Here is an 18637-nt window from a genome sequence, read left to right on the forward strand (position 1 = left end):
GGACTATGAAGGCCGACACTTCGTCAACTGCTCTCGACTCCCTCGAACTGAGCCGCCTGTCACAGCGGGACGGGGAGAAGTGGGCCACCGCGGGCGACGGCATGCTGGCCTCCTGGGTCGCGGACATGGACTTTCCGACCGCACCCGCGATACGCCAGGCCCTGCTGCGCCGCGCCGACGGCGATCTCGGCTACCCCCCGTGGTTCGACGAGAGCCGCGGCGGCCCGCTCGGCGAGGTGTTCGCCGAGCGGACGCGGCACCGGTACGGCCACAGGCCCGATCCCACGCACGTCCGGCTGTTCACGGACATCAACCAGGCGATGCTCGCGACGCTCCAGGTCGCCACCGACCCCGGCGATGCGGTACTTCTGCACACCCCCGCTTGCCCGCCGTTCGTCGATGTCATCGAGAGGATCGGCCGCAGGGCGCTGACCGTTCCGCTCCAGGAGGGCGAGGGCGGGTGGGAGTTCGATCCCGCGCTCATGGAGCGGACCGCGGCGGACGAGGGCTCGGGGCGCTGCCGTGTGCTTTTCCTCGTCAACCCCCACAACCCCACCGGCCGGGTGTTCCGCCGTGACGAGCTGGAGTCGCTCGCGGAACTCGTGCTCAGGTTCGACCTGTTGGTGATCTCCGACGAGGTGCACGCGGATCTGACCCATGCCCCGCACCGGCATGTTCCCTTCGCCTCGCTCGGCCCGGAGATCGCCGCCCGCACCGTCACCCTCACCTCGGGGAGCAAGGCGTTCAACCTCGCCGGGATCCGCTGCGCGCTGGCACACATAGGACCGCGGGCCGTACGGGATGCCGTCGACGCCCGGCGCGGGCTGCTTTTCGGCCAAGTGGGAGTGCTCGCGGTCGAGGCCCTGAAGGCCGCCTGGACCTCGGGCGATGCCTGGCTGGACGAAGTGCTGGCCATCCTGGACCGGAACCGTCGGCTGCTGGCCGAGCGGCTCCCGGAGAGGATCCGATGTCGGACTCCGGAGGCCACTTTCCTTGCCTGGCTCGACTGCCGGCAGCTGGGGATCGGCCCGGACCCCATGCCCTTCTTCCGCGACGAGGCCAAGGTGCTCCTCTTCTCCGGTCCGGCCTTCGGAGCCGGCGGCGATGGATTCGTACGGCTCAATTTCGGCACGTCCCCGCAGGTCCTGGAAGAGACCCTGGAACGCATGAGCGCCGCGTTGCGACGGCACGGACAAGGAGCTTTCCTGTGACTGACCACGCGACGGTGCGGGTTCAGCCGGCCTCCGCCCTGGAGATGCAGTTCTGGCTCGCCGACCAGATCGACCCGGCGAGCCCCGCCGGCTGGATCCTCGCCCAGGTCCGCGTCCACGGCCCGCTCGATCTCCCCGCCCTCGACGCGGCGCTGTCGGCCGTGGCGCGCCGCCAGGAGGCGCTGCGCACCGCCTTCGTCTTCGAGCACGAGCAGGTGGTCCGCAAGGTTCTCGCGGAGCCGGTCGCGGAGCCGCTGCTGCGCCTCGGGCCCGGCACCGGCTTCGAGGAGGCGGCCGCCACCCTGCTGAACGCCGACACCTTCGATCTCGCCGCGGGCCGCGTCCACAGGGCCGCCGTCGCCCCGGACGCACAGGGCGCCACCGTCTTCCTGGCGGTCCATCACATCGCTTTCGACGGCCTCTCCCAGGAGGTGTTCGCCGCCGATCTGGCGCGCGCCTACGCACGGGCCGTCGACGGCGTCGCGACCGATCTGCCCGTGCTGGAACGAGCGGAGGCCGCGGAGCTCACGCCGGCGCAGCACGCCGAACTCACCACGCACTGGCGCGCCCTGCTGACCGGGGCGGCCGACCTGCCCACCCCGGACGGCAGCCCGGCGCCGAACCAGCACGAGCTCGCCGCAGGTGGGTCGGCCGAGCTCCGAACCAGCTGTCCGCCCAGCACCTGGCAGGCGGTGCGCGACCAGGCCAGGCGCAGCGCCTGCTCACCGTTCGCGGTGCTGCTGGCCGCGTACGGCCGGGCTCTGGCCGAGATCACCGGCGGCTCCGACTTCTGCGTCGGCACACCGGTGGCCACCCGCTCGGCCGGGCAGGCGGACGAACTCGGCTGCCTGATCGACATCCTGCCGGTGCGGATGCCCGAGCTGTCCGCACCCGGGGTGGTCGAGCGGGTCTGGGCCGCCGTGCGGGAGAGCATCCTGGGCTCCGCGCTGCCCCGTTACGAGATCGTCCGGGCCGTGCAGACGGTCCCCGGTGGTCGGATGCCCGTCTACCAGGCGCTGTTCGCCTTCGAGAACTGGCGGCGCGTCGAGCATCCGGCCGGTCCGGTGAGGATGCACAGCGTTCCGGTGCCGCCGGTCGGCGCGGTCGCCGAGGTTCAGCTCCAGGTGTGCGAACTGCCCGACGGGACCCTGAAATGCGTCGTCCAGGCTCCGCTGACCGGTTCCTGGCCGCAACGGCTCCCTGATCTGCTGCGCGCCTTCGACAGCCGTCTCGCCGAGATCGCCCCGCCGGCCACGACGTCGGCCACGCCTCGCTCCTTCTCCTCGGAAGCTCCCGCATGACCACCACGTCGATGCGCCTGCTGTAGGCCGGTCAGGGAGCCGGGGTCCACCGTCCCCGGCAGCTTCCAGGGGTCCGCCGTGCCGCGAGCCGCTCCCGTCCGGGTGCCCGGACGGGAGCGGCGGTTCAGCAGGGGCAGGACTGTCCGCCGGCCCGGGCGTTGCCGGGCTCGCCGCAGGTCCCGAAGGGGACCGTGACGGATCCGACGGCCCGGCGGACGTGTTCGGAGTCCCTCGGTGCGGCGGCCCGGCTCCTCGGTTGCCGTGTCGGTCGAAGCGGAAGGGTCATGCGTCGAGCGGGAACGGGGCTCCGTCGGGTCCATGGGCCAGCAGTTCGGCGAAGGCGGCCACGGTCGGGGCCTTGAACAGGCTCGGGACGGTCACTGCGACACCCAGCGCCTCACGGATCCGGGCCACCAGGCGGATCGCGTCGAACGAGTTGCCGCCCAGGCGGAAGAAGTCGTCATGGATCCCCATGTCGGGTGCGGCGAGCACGTCGGCGAACAGGGAGCGGAGCAGCGCCTCGGTCGTGTCGCGCGGAGCGGCCGCTCTCCCGGTCGGTCGGCGCCGGGGCGCGGGCAGTGCCGCCCGGTCGAGCTTGCCGTTGGCCGTCAGGGGAAGCGCGTCGACGATCACGAAGTGGTCCGGAACCATTTGCGGCGGGAGCCGGAGCTCCGCTTCCCGCCGCACGTCCTCGACGTACGGATCCGGGGACGACCAACCCGACCCGCGGTGCGCCGGTGCGGCACTGTCCCCGCCACCGGGGGCCGGCTGCCCGCCGCGGACCGCGTAGAGGGTGACCAGCCCGGTCTCCGCGAGCATCGCCAGCCCGTCGACGGTGACCCGGTACCCCCGCTCCTCCAGTTGGCCCCGGATCCAGTCGATCCGGCCCGGGGTGTTGTGCGCTTCGATGACCAGCTGGCGGACCAGGTCCCAGTGCTCCTCGCGGAGCCCCAGAAGCACCGCGTGTTCGCTCTTCTCCGCATCGATCTTGAGCAGGTCGATCCGTTCCACACCGGTCTCGTCGATGACGTCCGACAGCGTGCGCAGCTCGCAGGTCACGTCGGTGTGCTGCAGCCGCTCCGTGAGCAGACTGTCGAGATCCGCCGCGCCGCTGTGCGGAAGGGCTTCCCGCATCGGCTGCTCGTTGCGGACGAAGGCCTCCAGGACGCCGCGCTCCTCGGCGATGTCGCCGAATCGCCCCGACATTATCGAAAGCTGCGGATAGTAGGTGAACGACGCCGTACCCGCCTCTTCGGCGAGGCCGCACGGGAACAGCCTGGCGTCGACCCCGTGCAGCCGGGTGTTGAGTTCGAGCATGCGGAACAGCTGCGGAATCGGCTCGAACGCGTGGACCACGCTGCCGGGACGGGAGCGGGCCACCGCGAGCGAGAAGAACCCGATGTGCGCGCCCACGTCGAAGACGCAGGCCCCGGTGTCGGGCAGCGTGATCCCGTGCCGCAGATACTCGCCCTCCTCGAAGATCTCGCGGTACAGGAAGTCCGCCTCCGACCGGTTGGGCGCGACGACGGCCATGCCGTTCGGTAGCGTCTGCAGGTCCTTCCGGTCGAGGAGCCCGGCTTCTTCGAGGCGGCACAGGTTCCGCAGCGCGGCGGCCTCGACGGGGTCGGGTACGAGGTAGGCGGTCAGCCGCGTCCCGCCGGCCTCGTCGGGCCTCGCGGCCACCACCGCGTCGGCGACCGCGGCGTGCCGGGCCAACGTCGCTTCGATCTCGCCGAGTTCGATGCGCACGCCTCCCACCTTGACCTGGTGGTCGTCGCGGCCCAGGTAGTGCAGGACCCCGTCGGGGTCCCGCCGGGCGAGATCCCCGGTTCGGTACATCCGGCTGCCTTCGGGGCCGTAGGGATCGGGGACGAACCGCTCCGCCGTCAGCCCCGGCCGGTTGACGTACCCCCGGGCCAGTTGGACACCCGCGATGTAGAGCTCGCCGGCCGCACCGGGCGCGGCCTGGTTCAGCCGCTCGTCCAGAACGTACAGCCGGGTGTTGCGCACCGGGGCGCCGATCGGCACCGGGCCGGGTGGGTCGCCGGGGCCGCAGCGCCAGTGGGACACGTCCACCGCGGCCTCGGTGGGCCCGTAGAGGTTGTGCAGTTCGGCGTCCAGGAGGCGGAAGAACCGTGACCGCAGATCGGCCGAGAGCGCCTCGCCGCTCGCGAACACCCGGCGCAGCGAATCACATTGGGCCGCCGTCGGCCCTTCGAGGAAGTGACGCAGCATGGACGGGACGAAATGCACGGTCGTGATCCGCTCCGCCCGGATCAGCTCGGCGATCCGGGTGGGATCCCGGTGCTCGTCCGGCCCGGCCAGGACGAGGCGCGCGCCGACGCACAGCGGCCAGAAGAACTCCCACACGGAGACGTCGAATCCGGCGGGGGTCTTCTGCAGGACGTGGTCGTCGTGGCCCAGCGGATACTCCGCCTGCATCCAGCGCAGGCGGTTGACGATGGCCTCGTGGGACACGGCCACCCCCTTGGGCCGGCCGGTGGATCCGGAGGTGAAGATGACGTAGGCGGTGCTCGACGGGTGCGGCGAGGGCCATCCGGTCTCGTCCGCCCCGGGCGCGCCCTCCTCCGACATCCGCCGGACGTCCTCGCTGTCGAGCATCAGCACGGGCCGTGCGTCCTCGGTCATCTCCCGTACACGCTCGGCGGGCAGCAGCGGATCGACCGGAAGGTAGGCGGCCCCGGCCCTGTGCACCGCGTGGAGGGCGACCAGCAGTTCCACGGATCGCGGCACCGCGACCGCCACGACCGTTTCGGGCCCCGCCCCCTTGGCCATGAGCGACCGCGCCAGTCGGCCGGCCCTGGCATCCAGCTCGGCGTACGTGAGGGATGCATCGGCGCCGACGAGCGCGACGGCGTCGGGGGTGCGGGCCACCTGGGCCGCGAACAGCTCGGGCAGAGTCTCTGCCGCCATGTCGTGAGCCGCGGTGTCGCTCATGACGTCACTTCCCATCGTTGTCGAACTGACCGCCGGGCCGGGACAGGCACCGACGGGGCCGAGGAGGATTCGTCGCCCCGCGGCGCAGGCGCGGGGGCGTATGGCTCGCCGGGGACTCGGCTCTCGCCGTTCCGCGACCGCCACGGCTCGGAGGGGCGGATGTCAGGCCGCCCGGCGCAGTGCCTCGATGTGCGCGGCCAGCGTCTCGACGGTCGGCGTGTCGACCAGGGCGCGCACCGGGATGTCCAGCTCGAGCTCGGCCCGCAGTCGGCTGACGACCGCCAGCAGGGAGAACGAGTCCCCGCCGGCCTCGAAGAAGTTGGCCCGCACGTCCACCTCGGCGAACCCGAGCACCTCCGCCCAGGCCGCCGCGACGGTGCGCTCCGTCTCCGTGCTCGGCGGCGTCACGGCCGTCGCGAGCACGGGAATCGGCTCGGGTCGGGGCAGCCGCCCGCGGTCCACCTTGCCGGTCGGGGAGAGCGGCATGGCTTCGAGCCACATGAAGACGGCCGGCTGCATGACGATGGGCAGCTTCGGGGCGAGGTGGGCACGGAGCGCGGCCTCGTCGAGCCCGCTGCCCGGTGTCCTGACCACGTGGGCGACCAGCCGCTGGTCGGGCTCCAGGACCATCACGGCGTTCGCCACCTCCGGGTGACCGCGCAGCACCGATTCGATCTCCTCCAGCTCGACCCGCACGCCGCGGATCTTGACCTGGTTGTCGACCCGGCCCAGGAACTCCATCTCCCCGTTGGGCAGGCGGCGCACCAGGTCGCCCGTGCGGTAGAGGCGCCGGTCGGGCCGGGCCGGGTCCGGGGCGAACCGGTCGGCGGTCAGGGCGGGCTGGTTGCGGTAGCCGCGGGCGACGCCGTCACCGCCGATCCAGAGCTCGCCGGGCACGCCGATGGGCTGCGGGTTCCCCCAGCGGTCGACCACCGCGCAGGAGGCGTTGGCGATCAGCTCACCCAGCGGCATGGAGCTGCGCTCCAGCGGCTCGTCGCCCATCCGGCCGACCAGGGCCGCGCCCGCGGTCTCCGTCGGCCCGTACTCGTTCCAGATCTCGCACCCGGCGGAGACGACCGCACGGGTCCGCGCGACCAGGTCGGCGTCCAGGTTCTCGCCGCCCATGGACACGTGCCGCAGCGTCGGCATGTCGAGGCCGGCGTCGGTGATGCCGCGCATCTGGGTCGGCGTCAGGTACAGCATGTGGATCGACCGCTCGTTGATGAACCGGGCGGTGGCCCGGCCGTCGGCCTTGACCTCGCGGGGCAGCATGACCAGGCAGGCGCCTGCGGTCAGTGCGTGGAACATCTGCTCGACGGACCAGTCGAAGTGGTAGGAGAGGTTGTGCACCACCCGGGTGCCGGGCCCGATCGGACGGATGTCCTGGGCCCACTGGATCCACGGGGTGATCGCGGTGTGCGGCAGGCCGACGCCCTTGGGCCGGCCGGTGGTCCCGGACGTGTACATCAGGTACACCAGCTGCGAGGGGTGCAGCGCGGACCCCGGGGCGCCGCCCCGGGCGCCGTCCTGCACGCCGTCCTGCGCGGTGCTCACCACGTCCACGCTCTCCAGGACGGCCGTCGGCAGCTGGTCCCGCAGTTCCGGGGTGGTGACCAGGATCCTCATCCCGCTGTCCGCGACGGCGTACGACATCCGGTCGACGGGGGCGAGCGGATCGATCGGCACGTAGGCGGCACCGGACTTCAGGATGCCGAGGATGCCGACGATGAGGTCCACCGACGGGTCCGCGCACAGGCCGACCAGATCGTCGGTGCCGATGCCGCGCGCCGTCAGCTCGTCGGCCAAGCGGGATGCTCTGCGGTCGAGTTCGTGGTAGCCGACCCGCTCGTCGCCGCTCTCCACCGCGTCCGCGTCCGGGGTCCTGAGCGCCTGCGCCTCGAACAGCCGGTGCAGGAAGAGGTCCGTGGGGTAAGGACCGCAGCGGGCGGTGGACCACTCCTCGAGCTGACGGCGCTCCTCCTCGGGAAGGATGGTGAGCTCGGAGAGGCGCTTGGCGGGAGCGGCCACCGCGTCGGCCGCGAGCACGGCCAGGTGGTCGAGGATGCGCCAGGCCTTGTCCTCGAGGAACAGGTCGGTGTTGTAGTCGACCGCGAGGCGGTAGGTGAATTCGGTCTCGACGACCCGGAACACCAGGTCGAACTTGACCGCCTTCAGGTTCAGGCCCAACTCGACGTCGTTGACGGTGATCCCGGCCAGCTCCGGCGCCGGGACCGCGTGCTGGTAGGCCAGCATGACCCGGAACGGCCCCTGCCGGGAGGAACGGTCGGTCGAGACCGCGTTGACCACCCGCTCGTAGGGGACGTCCTGGTGGGCGAAGGCCTCCAGGACCCTGCCCCGGACCCGGCCGAGCAGCTCGGCCAGCGTCGGGTCGCCGGACAGGTCGCTGCGCACGGCGAGGGTGTTGAGGAAGCACCCGAGCATGGACTCGAGCTCCGGCAGATCACGGTTGGCGCTGGGGATGCCGACCACGATGTCCGTCTGGCCGCTGTACCGGCTGAGCAGCACGTTGAGCAGCGTGAACATGGTCATGAACGGAGTGGCGTTGTGCTCCCTGGACAGCTCGCGGATCCTGCGCGACACCGCTCGGGGCAGCTCGATGTCCACCGACGCCCCCTGGCTCGTGCCGGTCTCCCGGGGCGGCAGGTCGGTCGGAAGGTCCAGCACGGGGAGCGGGCCGCGCAGCCGGTCCTTCCAGTGGTCCAGTTGGCGTTCGAGCGCGGTCCCGGTGACCGTGCGCCGCTGCCAGGCGGCGTAGTCGGCGTACTGCACCGGCGGCTTCGCGGCCGCCGGGATCCCGCCGTCGGCGGCGGCGGCGTAGAGCTCCAGCAGCTCGGCCATGGCGAGTTCGAAGGAGTGCACGTCGGTGATGATGTGGTGCAGGTTGATGAGCAGGACGTGCCAGTCCTCGTCCAGCCGGTACAGCTCGACCCGGAGCAGCGGCCCCCGCTCCACGTCGAACGGCCGCTGGGCGGAGTCGAGGAGCAGGCCGGCCAGGACCTGCTCCTGCTTCTCCTCCGGCTCGTCCCGGAGGTCGACCACGGTCAGCGGCAATTCGGCCTCGGCCTGAATCACCTGCTCGGGGATGCCGTCGACCGCCTCGATGGTGGTGCGGAAGACCTCGTGCCGGTCGACCAGCTCCTGGACGGCCTGCCCCAGGGCCGTGATGTCGAGCGGGCCCACGAGCTCGTGCGCCATCGGGATGTTGTAGCGGGAGCTCGGACCCTGGATGTGCTCGTCGACCCACAGCCGCTGCTGGGTGAACGAGGTGGGCGCGTGGAAGACCTCGCCCGAGCGCCCGTCGAACGGCGCGATGGTCTGTTCCGCTCCGGGCTCCGTCTCCCGCATCGCCTCGATGGCCGCGGTCAGCTCGACGAGGGTCTGTGCGTCGAAGAGCACGCTGAGCGGAATCCGGATGCCCAGCTCCTCGCGCAGCCGGCTGATCGCCCTGGCACCTTGCAGTGAGTTTCCGCCCAGCGCGAAGAAGTTGGCGTCAGGACCGGATATCTCGGTGTGCAGGACAGCCGTCCACACATCCGAGACGACGTCCATCACGGACCGCTGCGACATGTCGTTCCACCTAAATCCGTCGATCGAGAGGATGGTTGTTTCGAAGGGCTTCGGGTCAGTGACCGCTCTGCCGGGGCACGGCGGCGAGCCGCCCGGCGATCTCGGCGAGCACGGCCGGACGGGCGGAGTGCAGGAAGAAGTGGCCGCCGGGAAACATCCGCAGGTCGAAGCCGCCGGCCGTGAGCTCGCCCCAGCGCGGCATCGCCGCGATGCCCGCGGGATCGTCCTCGGTCCCGCCGAACGCCGTGACCGGGCAGGTCAGCAGCGGCCCGTCGGTGAACCGGTAGGTCTCGATCACCGCGAGGTCGGCCCGGATCACCGGGAGCATCAGGCGCATCAGTTCCGGGTCCGCCAGAACCGCTTCCGGTGTCGCGGACCAGGAGCGCAGTTTCCCGATCAGTTCCTTCTCCGGGCCGGCGTGGTGCGCGGTCTCCTCCCGGGCCTGGGGCGGTACGCACCCCGAGACGAACAGCCGGGTGGGTGAGCCGATCTCCATCCGCTGCAGGGTGCGGGTGAGGTTCCAGGCCACCAGGGCGCCCATGCTGTGCCCGAAGAAGGCGAAGGGACGGTCCAGGTGCTGGATGACCGAGGGCACCAGGGCGTTGAGCACCGAGCCCATCCGGTCGAACGGCTGGGCGCCCAACTGGTCTTCTCTGCCCGGAAGTTGTACCGACCACGGTTCGATGTCGGCGGGCAGGGCGGCGGCCCAGTCGCGGAACACCGAGGCGCCGCCGCCGGCGTACGGGAAGCAGAACAGCCGCGTGGCCGCCTGCGGCCGCTCGGCGAGCGGCCTGACCGTCACCCTCATCGGCCGGTCCCGCCCGCCATCTCCCGGCGCAGGGTCAGCGGACGCATGTCCGTCCACACCTCGTCGACGTGCGCGAGACAGGCCTCCTTCGAGCCCCGCTCGCCCGTCTCCCGCCAGCCGGCGGGCAGCTCGCGGCCCTGCGGCCAGATGGAGTACTGCTCCTCGGAGTTGATCACGACGACATAGCCGTCGTCGTCACGCTGTCCGTCCATGGGCCCTTCCTTTCGGTGAGATGGCGCGATACCGGCTCAGGCGTTCGGTGTCCCGGGCCGGGAGGCTCGCAGGGCGCCCAGCCGGCGACGGCCGGCGGGTACGGTCCGCGCCGCCCGCCGGGCCCGCGCCAGCGGCTCCGCCAGGGCGGCCAGCGGGACCGTCGAGTCCTCGACGACCGTCCGCAGGACGGCCAGGAAGGCCGACCGGACCTCCTCGGCCTCGGACTTCGCCAGCCGTCGGGAGTTGTAGTTGAGCCGCAGACCGAGCCGGTCGCCGTCCGGCTTGCCGAACAGGCAGAGGTCGAGCTGCGAGGTCTGCCGGGCCGGGGGCAGGAAGTCCGCGAACTGGAAGGAGGTCGAGAAGACCGGGTTCCGGCCGGGTCGGGATTCCGCATCGAGCTTCTCGAGCAGCAGGGTGAACGGGTAACGGCTGTGCGCGTAGGCGCCGATGCTCACGGCCCTGGTCCGGCGCACGACCTCCTCGAAGGGGTCCGCGCCCGACATCCGCACCCGGACGGAGAGCGGGTTGACGAAACTGCCGAACATGCCGTTCAACTCCATGGTGTCCCGGCCGGAGAACGGGACGCAGACCACGATGTCGTCGTCGGCGCTGATGTCCCGCAACGCGACCGCGTAGGCGCTGAGCAGCAGGATGTGCGGCGTGACGCGCAGCTTCTTGACCAGTGCCGCCACCCCTGCGGCCGTGTCGGCCTCGACGTCGAACTCCAGCGTCTCGTTCACCACCGCGTCGGCGGGAGCGTCGTAGTCCCCGATGCGCAGCCGCGGCAGCGGGGCGGCCAGCTGGTCGAGCCAGTACACCTCCATGGCCTTGCTCCGGTCGCTCGCCAGCCACTCCCGCCGACCCCGCACGAAGGCGTCGTAGGTCGTCGGGAGCGGGGGCAGCTGCGGCTCTCCGTCCGCGGCGAAGGCTCGGTAGCAGAGCAGCAGTTCGCGTATGAGGATGCCCATACTGGTGCCGTCCGCGATGATGTGGTGCACGTTCACGTGGAGGCAGTGGTGGTCGGCGGCCAGCTTGAACACCTTGAGCCGCACCGGCGGGGTGGCGAGTTCGTCGAAGGGGGTCGCGTTCTCGGCCCGGACGCGCCGATTCAGTTCGGCCGTCGGATCGGCCTCGCCGGTCAGGTCGACGAGCGGCACGTCCAGGTCGAACCCGGGCAGGACACGCTGGCGCGGACCCTCCGGAGTGTCCCGGAAGGACAGCCGCAGCGCTTGGTGCCGGTCCATCAGGAAGGCGGCGGCACGGCGTACGGCGACGATGTCCACCACCTCGTACAAGTGCTGCCAGTACGGAAGGTTGGATTCCTCCCGGCCCTCGTCCAGCTGATGCTGGAGCCACAACCCCCTTTGGCCGTTCCACAGTTCGAACCAGGCCCTGTCACCCTCGAAATCGTCGGGGTCTTCCACTTGGCCAGCCAATCCTCACATCAATGGTTTACGGGACACCCGGACCGACGTAACCGGTTCAGGACGTGCACGGCCGACCCGGAACGGCGCTCGCGGCCTGGACCAGCCCGTCCGCCACCCGCCACCGCCCCTCGAAGAAGACCGGGCCGGCCCCGTCGGCCGTCGCCTCCGAAGCCGTCAGCCGGGCGGTGAAGGTCCCGTTCTCCGGGTCGAGGACGACTTCGGCGTCGGCGAAGTCGAGCACGGTGCCGCCCAGGGGGTACCACGCCTTGTAGACGCTCTCCTTGACGGCGAAGAGCAGCGTGCCCCAGTGGACCTGCGCGTCCCGGTGGAGGAGTTCCGCGAGGTGGCGCCGTTCGGCTTGCGACGTGATCAGGCGCAGGCCCCCGTCGGGCAGCGGCCGGTGGACCTCCGCGTCGATGCCGAGGGAGCGGTATGCCCCGGCCCGGGCGACCACGGCCGCCCGGTAGCCCGGGCAGTGGGTCATGCTGCCGACCACGCCGCACGGCCACCGCGGTGCCCCCGCCGTGCCCCGGAGGATCGGGGCCGGGGGGATGCCGAGCCGGCCGAGGGCGGTTCGGGCGCAGTGCCTGACGGTGGCGAACTCGCGGCGCCTGGCGACCGGTGACCGGGCGACCGCCTCGGCCTCCCCCGGCTGCAGCGGGACGTCGGGCAGATCACCGTAGGCCTCCTCGACCTCCACCCCGGGCGGCAGGAGGGTCATCACGAGGCAGCCCCGTCGAGTTCGGCCGTCACGGCGTCCACCGCTTCCGGGGTGGGTACGTCGACGGCGTCACGCTCTACGCGGGCGGGCTGCACGGCTCCTCCTTCTCCCCGGTGGCCAGCAGGTCGGTGAGCAGGTCCTTCACGGCGGGTGCGTGGAACAGCTCCTCCGCCGTCACGTCGACCCGGTGCACCGCCCCGGAGCCCGGCCAGTCGAGCGCCTCGCTCAGCAGGACGTGGGTGGGAGCCGGCGGGGCCTGCGGGGGCACCGCCGCGGTCAGGGTGAAGCTGAGCCAGGCCCGCTGCCCCTCGGTCAGTTCGACCAGGATCTCCTCGTCGAGCCCGGGCGAGCAGCCGGTGATCACCGAGAGCAGGAAGGAGCCGGCCAGGGTGAGCGCGTCACCGGGCGGCAGGCCGGTGATCGTGGGCACCTCGGCGGACTCGTCCATGGCCAGGGCGAGGTCGTCCAGCAGTTCCTGAGGAGTCTTGGGATCGGCCGGTGCCGGGTCGAGCACGATGAGCGGGACGTCCGGCCCGGGCAGCGCCTCCACCAGCGCCGCGGCCAGGCCGACGGCCGAACAGTAGGCCAGCACCGCGACCGGGAGCGGCCCGGCGGCGGTGATCCGCCCGGCCCAGTGGGCGGCCTGCTCGGCCGTCCCGACGGCTCCGTCGGCGAGGCCGGGGTAGTGCAACGGGTCGATCCTGAGGGTCCGCTCCCGCCAGCCGTCGGGCAGGACGGCGCCGAAGGTCCTCCGGGGCACCTCGTTCCCGAACTCCAGTATCACGAGGGGCCGTTGGTCCTGCATCACTCTGCACTCCTGACGGCTTCGTCGACCTCGGCGGAGAAGTCCGCGAGGACCGGATGGTTGAAGATGGCCTGCAGCCCGATCTTGATGCCGAACTGCTCACGCGTCCGGGACACCGCCCGGGCGGCGATCAGCGAGTGCCCACCGATCTCGAAGAAGCTGTCCCCGGAGCGGGGAACGTTCCCGGTCAGCTCGGACCAGATCTCGGCGATCCGCGCCTCGGTGGCGCCGAGGGGCGAGGGCTCGGCCGCGGCTGCGGCTGCGGCCGGGGTGTCCGGCAGGGCCTTCCGGTCGATCTTGCCGTTGGGTGTCAGCGGCATCGCGACGAGCCGGTGCAGCCCGGCGGGGAGCATGTACGCGGGCAGCCGACCGGTCAGTGCGGCGCGGATGTCGCCCGGCTCGGCCTCGCCGCAGAAGAAGGCGCGCAGCGATCCGCCGTCCTGGTCCGGCACGTGGACGACGGCCGCCTGGTCCACTCCGGGAACGGCCAGGATCTCCTGCTCGACCTCGGCCGGCTCCACCCGGTGGCCGCGGATGCTGACCTGGGCGTCCCGCCGCTCGACGAACTCCAGCTCGCCGTCGGCCGTCCAGCGGCAGAGGTCGCCGGAGGAGTACCAGCGGTTCCCGTCCCGGTCGGCGACGAACCTGCGGCCGGTGAGCTCCGGGTCGCCCCGGTAGCCGAAGGCCAGGACGTCGCCTCCGATCAGCAGTTCCCCGGGCACACCGGGCTCGGCGACCTCGACCCCGTCGGCATCCACCAGCCGGACCTTCGCGCCGGCGATGGGGCGTCCGATCACCGGCGCGCCCTCGGTGGGGCAGCGGCGCAGGTCCGCGCTGGCGGTGGTCACCACGGTGGCCTCGGTCGGCCCGTAGTGGTTGAAGACCGCGGCGGGGAAGCCGGCCGGCGGGCTCACCCGAAGACGGTCCCCGCCGGTCAGCAGGACGGCCAGGCCGACGGGCGGGGCCGGGAGGGCGAACAGCTGCTCGGCGAGCGGGGTGCTCAGGAAGCAGTGCGTGATGGCGCTCCGCTCGATGAACTCGGCGATCACCGCGCTGTCGACGATCAGCCGCTCGGTCGGCAGCACCAGCGTCGCCCCGCTCGCGAGAGCCGCCCAGACCTCCCAGACCGTGGCGTCGAACCCCAGCCCGGCGAAGGCCGCGACCCGTACCCCGGGCCGGGTGCCGTAGGTCTCCCGGTGCCAGGACACCAGGTTCGCCAGGCCCGCGTGGCCGACCTCGACGCCCTTGGGCGTACCGGTCGAACCGGAGGTGTAGATGACGTAGGCCGGCGGGCCCGGCGGCACCGGCGGCACCGGGGCCGGGGCCGCCCCGGTGCTGTCGAGTACCGGAACACCCGCGGGCACCCGTCCGGCGAGCCCCTCCTGCGCGAGCACGGCCACCGGCCGGGCGTCGTGCAGGATCGCCTCCACCCGGCCGTCCGGCAGTGCCGGGTCGAGCGGCAGGTACGCGGCACCCGCGAGCCAGCTTCCGAGCTGCGCCACGATGCCCTCGATGCCGCGCTCGAAGAGCAGGCCGACGAGGCAACCGCTCCGGTGGCCCTCGGCCTGCCGTATGCGTCCGGCCACCGCGGCGGCCGCGTCCCAGAACTGGCGGTAGGTGAGCTTCTGCTCGCCGCACTCGACCGCAACCGCGTCCGGATGCGCATCGACGATCGCGCCGAGCATCCGGACCACCGTCGGTTCGTTCACGATGCCCTGCATCACAGACCACTCCTGTCCCCGGCAAGCAGTTCCCGGTCCGCCCGGGCGGCGCGCTCCACCACGTCCCTGTCGCCCCGGTGGTCCTGGTGGGCGAGGAACCGGCGGAGGTGGTGCCGCGACACCCGCTCACCGCCGATGAGGCTGTCCGCCGACTCCGGGGAGCCGCTCGTCACTCGTGTCATCCCAACTCTCCTTTCGGGGATGTGCGGTCGGCCGTCAGGAGGCCGTGCCGCGCACGGCCAGGCGTTCCAGGAGGGTCACGCCGAAGTGCTGCCTCGTCACCGGCGGCCCGTCGAGGGCGAGATCCGCCCACCTGCCGGCGAGGCGCTCCAGTACGATCTCGGACTCCATCCGCGCCAGCCCCGCCCCCAGGCAGTAGTGCGCGCCGAAGCCGAAGGTGAGGTGCCGCCTGATCTCGCGGTCGTAGTCCAGGAGGTCCGGGTCGGCGAAGACGGCCGGGTCGCGGTTGGCCACGCCGAGCATCAGCAGGACGAGATCCCCCTCCGCGATCAGGTGACCGGCCGCCTCCACCGGCGCGGTGGCCACCCGGGCCACCTGCTGGACCGAGGTGTCGAAACGGAGCAGCTCGTCGACCACCGGGCCCGGTTCACCGCTTCGCAGGTCGGCCCAGGCATCGGCGTGCAGCGCGGCCCGAACGGCCTTGCCGATGAAGGTCGAGGTGGTCTCGTACCCGGCGTAGATCAGCAGGCTCGCCGTGGCCCAGACGTCGGCGGCCTCGATGACGCCCCTCTGGCGGGCGTCGCGCAGCAGCCGGAGCCCGGTGCCCTCGCGGACCTCCGAGCGCAGGGCCTCGTCCACCACGTCCGCGATTTCCCGCAGGGCGCGATGACCCCTGGTCCTGACCTGCGGCAGGTAGTCCGCCATCAGCAGCGCCGCGATGTCGGGCGCCCAGTCGTGCAGCCGGGGCGCGACCTCCCCGGGCAGGCCCAGGATCCGGCAGATGACCCGACTGGAGAGCGGGACGGCGAGTTCCGCCATCACCTCCAGCCCGTCGGTGCGCCCCGCCAGGAGCTCGTCGACGAGCTCTTCGACGACGGGACGCATCGCGGCGAGTCGGTCGGCCGCGAAGAGCGGCGCGACGACCCGGCGGGCCGCCGCGTGCTCGGGGTCGTCGTTGAACATGAACCACCTGCGCACGACCTCTGCGGCCCGCTCCCCGCCCTCGCCCTCCCGGTGCAGGGTGGTGGTGCCCCGCTGCGGCCAGGCGGCCGACAGAGCGGGGTGCCGCAGCAGGGCCGTCGTCTCGCGGAACCCGGAGACGATCCACACCTCCAGGTCCTCGTCCCAGCGGACCGGCTCCTCCTCCCGCAGCGGGAGGTAGTCCGCGCAGGGGTCGGCCGCCGGACGGTCGTCGTCGCGGTAGGGGCAGCGTGGGGCCTGTGTCACGGTCACTTGGCACTCTCCGGGTTCTGGTCGACCCGGCGCGGCGGGGCGACCGGCAACTGGCCGGGGGTCACCGGTGCGGCGGCCGGACTCAGCACGGCTCCCCCTTCGAACAGACCGCCTCGACGGCGGCCACGAGCTCACGCTCGGCGGAGTGCAGGAAGAAGTGGTCGCCGCGGATTTCCTCGACTCGGAAGGGGCCGTCGGTGTAGTCCGCCCACGCCTCGACCGAGGACCGGTCCGCCTCGTCGTCCGTGTCCCCGTAGAACGCCACGACCGGGCAGCCGACCGTGCCCGGGGTGCCGGTGCCGTACTCGCCGATGATCCGGTAGTCGGCGCGGATGACGGGGAGGTAGATCTCCATCAGCTCCTCGTTCTCCAGCAGCTCCTTCGGAGTCCCGCCCAGCGCGGCCAGTCGCTCGACGAGTTCGGCGTCGGAGAGTCGGTGGCTGTCCGCGTCGACGGCCGGCAGCCGGGGTGCGCGGCTGGCCGAGACCAGCAGCGCCGACGGCTCCGGAGCGCCCTTGGAGCGGAGCAGCTTGGCCAGCTCGAAGGCGATCACAGCTCCGTAGCTGTGGCCGAACAGCACGTACGGCGAGGTCGGGTCGAGCTGCTGGTACAGGTCCGCGAGCAGGGCTGCCAGCTCGTCGATCGGCTCCTCCACGCAGCGTGAGCCCCGGCCGGGGAGCTCCAGCGGCACGACGGTGACGCGGTCCGGCAGGTGCCGCTGCCACGGGTCGTAGACGCGTGCCGAGCACCCGGCGTAAGGAATGCAGTAGAGGTTCACTCGGGTGTCTCCGTACGGAGGATGTGGTCGGTCAGCGAGGCGACGGTCGGGTGCCGGAAGATCTCTTTGATCGGCACCCGGATGTCGAGGCCGTCGGCGAGCCGCTTCTGGAGCACCGTCAGGAGAACCGAATTGCCGCCGGCGTCGAAGAAGTTGGTGTCCTCGTCGACGGAGTCCGCGGCGAGCGTCTGCCGCCACGCCTCGGCCACGAGTGCCCGGACGTCCCCCGGGGGCGCTGCGGCGGGCGTTTCGGCGGCCTGCACCGCCCGGTCGCCGGCGGCCGGGCCGGCCGCCAGCCCGATCCGGTCCACCTTTCCCGTGGTGGTGCGGGGCAGCGCGGACAGGGCGGTGATCCTGGCGGGGTGGTGGCTCGACGGCAGCCGGTCCTTCAACCAGCCCCGGAGGTCCGCCTCGGCGCGCTGCACCACGAAGGCCACCAGCGCCGCGGTGTCGGGCCGGTCGGCGTCCTGGACCAGCACGACGGCCTGCGAGACCTCCGGGTGATCCTCCAGGACGGCCTCCACCTCGCCCAGCTCGATCCGGTGTCCGCGCAGCTTGACCTGGCTGTCCAGGCGGCCGAGGAACTCCAGTGCGCCGTCCGGCCCCCGTGCGACCCGGTCCCCGGTGCGGTAGACGCGGCGGCGGCCGTCGGGGGTGTCGCTGTGCAGGAAACGCTCAGCCGTCAGCTCCTCCCGGTTGAGGTAGCCGTGCGCCAGCCCCTCCCCGTAGAGCAGGAGTTCGCCGCTCTCGTCGGTGAGCAGGCCCACCCCGGCCACCGGCTCGCCGAGCGAGATCCGCTCGGCGGAGTCCACCCGCGCCGCCGTGGACCAGAGGACTCCCTCGGTCGGGCCGTACACGTTCCAGAGTTCACCGCACCGCGGCAGCAGCTCCCGGGCGAGGCTCGGGGTGAGCGTCTCTCCGCCGGTCCACAGCCGGCTGCCGGGCGCACCCTTCCAGGCGGAGGCCGTGAGCATCCGCCAGAAGCTGGGGGTGGCCTGGACGACGTCCGGCGCGGCCGCCGCCACCAGCTCCGCGAAGGCGAGCGGATCCGCCCTGGTCTCCTCCGGGACCACCGTGAAGGAGGCCCCCACGGTCAGTGGAAGGAGCAGCTCCACCAGCGAGATGTCGAAGGACAGCGCGGCCATCGCCAGCACGCTCTCGCCGGCCGCCAGCCCCGGCCGCTCGGCCAGGGCGGCGAGGCGGTCGATCAGGGCCTCGTGGCCCACCATCACGCCCTTGGGCTGCCCGGTCGAGCCGGAGGTGTACAGGATGTAGGCGATCTCGCCCAGGTCCGGTTCCCTCGGCGGTGACGGAAGTCCGTTCCCCTCCAGGGCGAACTCGCCCTCGGCCAGCTCGCGCAGCAGCAGGGCGGGGCGGGCGTCGTCGAGGACCCGGGCCCGCCTGGCCGGCGGGCTCTGCCGGTCGAGCGGCAGCACGGCGCAGCCCGCGGCGTTCGCGGCGAGGATGCCGACGGCCCCGCTGAACCGGCTGGACGCGTCGAGCGCCACGACGGAGCCCGGCCGGACCTTCGCCGCTATCCGCTCGCCGAGGTCTGCGGCCAGCGCGGCGACGTCACGGTAGGTGTAGGTGCGTGCCGTCCGCGCGGCCACGGCCTCGGGCGTCCGCTCCACCTGAGCCTGGACGACATTCCACACTGTCTCCACGCGAGCCCCCTGGGTTCGAAACGAAGTAC

13 protein-coding genes and 1 pseudogene are annotated in these 18637 nt (G+C 72.2%); 2 read left to right on the forward strand and 12 right to left on the reverse strand.

What is annotated here, in order from left to right:
• Positions 1–5: 5 nt before the first annotated feature.
• Both ACFVUY_RS39835 and ACFVUY_RS39840 read left to right on the forward strand, forming a co-directional pair.
• On the forward strand, positions 6–1211 hold the full coding sequence (locus ACFVUY_RS39835; protein WP_387736924.1) for a MalY/PatB family protein: 1206 nt from the start codon (positions 6–8) through the stop codon (positions 1209–1211).
• Positions 1208–2512: a condensation domain-containing protein gene (locus tag ACFVUY_RS39840; protein ID WP_387736925.1), complete on the forward strand. Its 1305-nt coding sequence runs from the start codon at positions 1208–1210 to the stop codon at positions 2510–2512. The genes ACFVUY_RS39835 and ACFVUY_RS39840 overlap by 4 nt, the downstream gene beginning before the upstream one ends.
• Positions 2513–2794: 282 nt before the next feature.
• On the opposite strand, the pseudogene ACFVUY_RS39845 reads toward ACFVUY_RS39840, so the two are convergent.
• The 12 genes and pseudogenes from ACFVUY_RS39845 to ACFVUY_RS39900 all read right to left on the reverse strand — a co-directional run.
• Positions 2795–5455: pseudogene (locus ACFVUY_RS39845) on the reverse strand (amino acid adenylation domain-containing protein); the annotation flags it as partial.
• 177 nt (positions 5456–5632) lie between these two features.
• Entirely contained in the window at positions 5633–9058 is a 3426-nt protein-coding gene (locus tag ACFVUY_RS39850) for an amino acid adenylation domain-containing protein (protein ID WP_387736926.1), read from the reverse strand.
• Positions 9059–9113: 55 nt separating this feature from the next.
• The gene (locus ACFVUY_RS39855; RefSeq protein ID WP_387736927.1) at positions 9114–9866 is read right to left on the reverse strand and encodes a thioesterase II family protein; all 753 of its coding nucleotides are present in this window, start codon (positions 9864–9866) and stop codon (positions 9114–9116) included.
• Positions 9863–10078 (reverse strand): MbtH family NRPS accessory protein, encoded by a 216-nt coding sequence (locus ACFVUY_RS39860; RefSeq protein WP_053690741.1) that lies wholly within the window; start codon positions 10076–10078, stop codon positions 9863–9865. The genes ACFVUY_RS39855 and ACFVUY_RS39860 overlap by 4 nt, the downstream gene beginning before the upstream one ends.
• Positions 10079–10114: 36 nt before the next feature.
• A complete protein-coding gene (locus ACFVUY_RS39865; RefSeq protein WP_387736928.1) occupies positions 10115–11503 on the reverse strand; it encodes a condensation domain-containing protein in 1389 nt (462 codons plus the stop codon).
• A gap of 58 nt (positions 11504–11561) precedes the next feature.
• Positions 11562–12227, reverse strand: coding sequence for a 4'-phosphopantetheinyl transferase (locus ACFVUY_RS39870; RefSeq protein WP_387736929.1), 666 nt, complete (start codon positions 12225–12227; stop codon positions 11562–11564).
• Between the two features lie 76 nt (positions 12228–12303).
• The gene (locus ACFVUY_RS39875) at positions 12304–13032 is read right to left on the reverse strand and encodes a hypothetical protein (RefSeq protein WP_387736930.1); all 729 of its coding nucleotides are present in this window, start codon (positions 13030–13032) and stop codon (positions 12304–12306) included.
• On the reverse strand, positions 13032–14753 hold the full coding sequence (locus ACFVUY_RS39880; RefSeq protein ID WP_387736931.1) for an amino acid adenylation domain-containing protein: 1722 nt from the start codon (positions 14751–14753) through the stop codon (positions 13032–13034). The genes ACFVUY_RS39875 and ACFVUY_RS39880 overlap by 1 nt, the downstream gene beginning before the upstream one ends.
• Positions 14753–14935 (reverse strand): hypothetical protein, encoded by a 183-nt coding sequence (locus ACFVUY_RS39885; protein WP_387736932.1) that lies wholly within the window; start codon positions 14933–14935, stop codon positions 14753–14755. The genes ACFVUY_RS39880 and ACFVUY_RS39885 overlap by 1 nt, the downstream gene beginning before the upstream one ends.
• A gap of 34 nt (positions 14936–14969) precedes the next feature.
• Complete coding sequence (locus ACFVUY_RS39890; protein ID WP_387736933.1) at positions 14970–16166, reverse strand: cytochrome P450; 1197 nt, start codon at positions 16164–16166, stop codon at positions 14970–14972.
• Positions 16167–16248: 82 nt separating this feature from the next.
• Positions 16249–16944, reverse strand: coding sequence for a thioesterase II family protein (locus ACFVUY_RS39895; protein WP_387736934.1), 696 nt, complete (start codon positions 16942–16944; stop codon positions 16249–16251).
• Complete coding sequence (locus ACFVUY_RS39900; RefSeq protein WP_387736935.1) at positions 16941–18608, reverse strand: non-ribosomal peptide synthetase; 1668 nt, start codon at positions 18606–18608, stop codon at positions 16941–16943. The genes ACFVUY_RS39895 and ACFVUY_RS39900 overlap by 4 nt, the downstream gene beginning before the upstream one ends.
• Positions 18609–18637: the final 29 nt, after the last annotated feature.

The organism is Kitasatospora sp. NPDC058063, from assembly GCF_042885395.1.
Taxonomy (GTDB): Bacteria; Actinomycetota; Actinomycetes; order Streptomycetales; family Streptomycetaceae; genus Kitasatospora; species Kitasatospora lactacystinica.

Coding starts and splice junctions, on each gene's coding strand:
- ACFVUY_RS39835 (WP_387736924.1), top strand. CDS start 6: ATGAAGGCCGACACTTCGTCAACTGCTCTCGACTCCCTCGAACTGAGC.
- ACFVUY_RS39850 (WP_387736926.1), bottom strand. CDS start 9,058: ATGTCGCAGCGGTCCGTGATGGACGTCGTCTCGGATGTGTGGACGGCT.
- ACFVUY_RS39855 (WP_387736927.1), bottom strand. CDS start 9,866: ATGAGGGTGACGGTCAGGCCGCTCGCCGAGCGGCCGCAGGCGGCCACG.
- ACFVUY_RS39860 (WP_053690741.1), bottom strand. CDS start 10,078: ATGGACGGACAGCGTGACGACGACGGCTATGTCGTCGTGATCAACTCC.
- ACFVUY_RS39870 (WP_387736929.1), bottom strand. CDS start 12,227: ATGACCCTCCTGCCGCCCGGGGTGGAGGTCGAGGAGGCCTACGGTGAT.
- ACFVUY_RS39875 (WP_387736930.1), bottom strand. CDS start 13,032: ATGCAGGACCAACGGCCCCTCGTGATACTGGAGTTCGGGAACGAGGTG.
- ACFVUY_RS39880 (WP_387736931.1), bottom strand. CDS start 14,753: ATGCAGGGCATCGTGAACGAACCGACGGTGGTCCGGATGCTCGGCGCG.
- ACFVUY_RS39885 (WP_387736932.1), bottom strand. CDS start 14,935: ATGACACGAGTGACGAGCGGCTCCCCGGAGTCGGCGGACAGCCTCATC.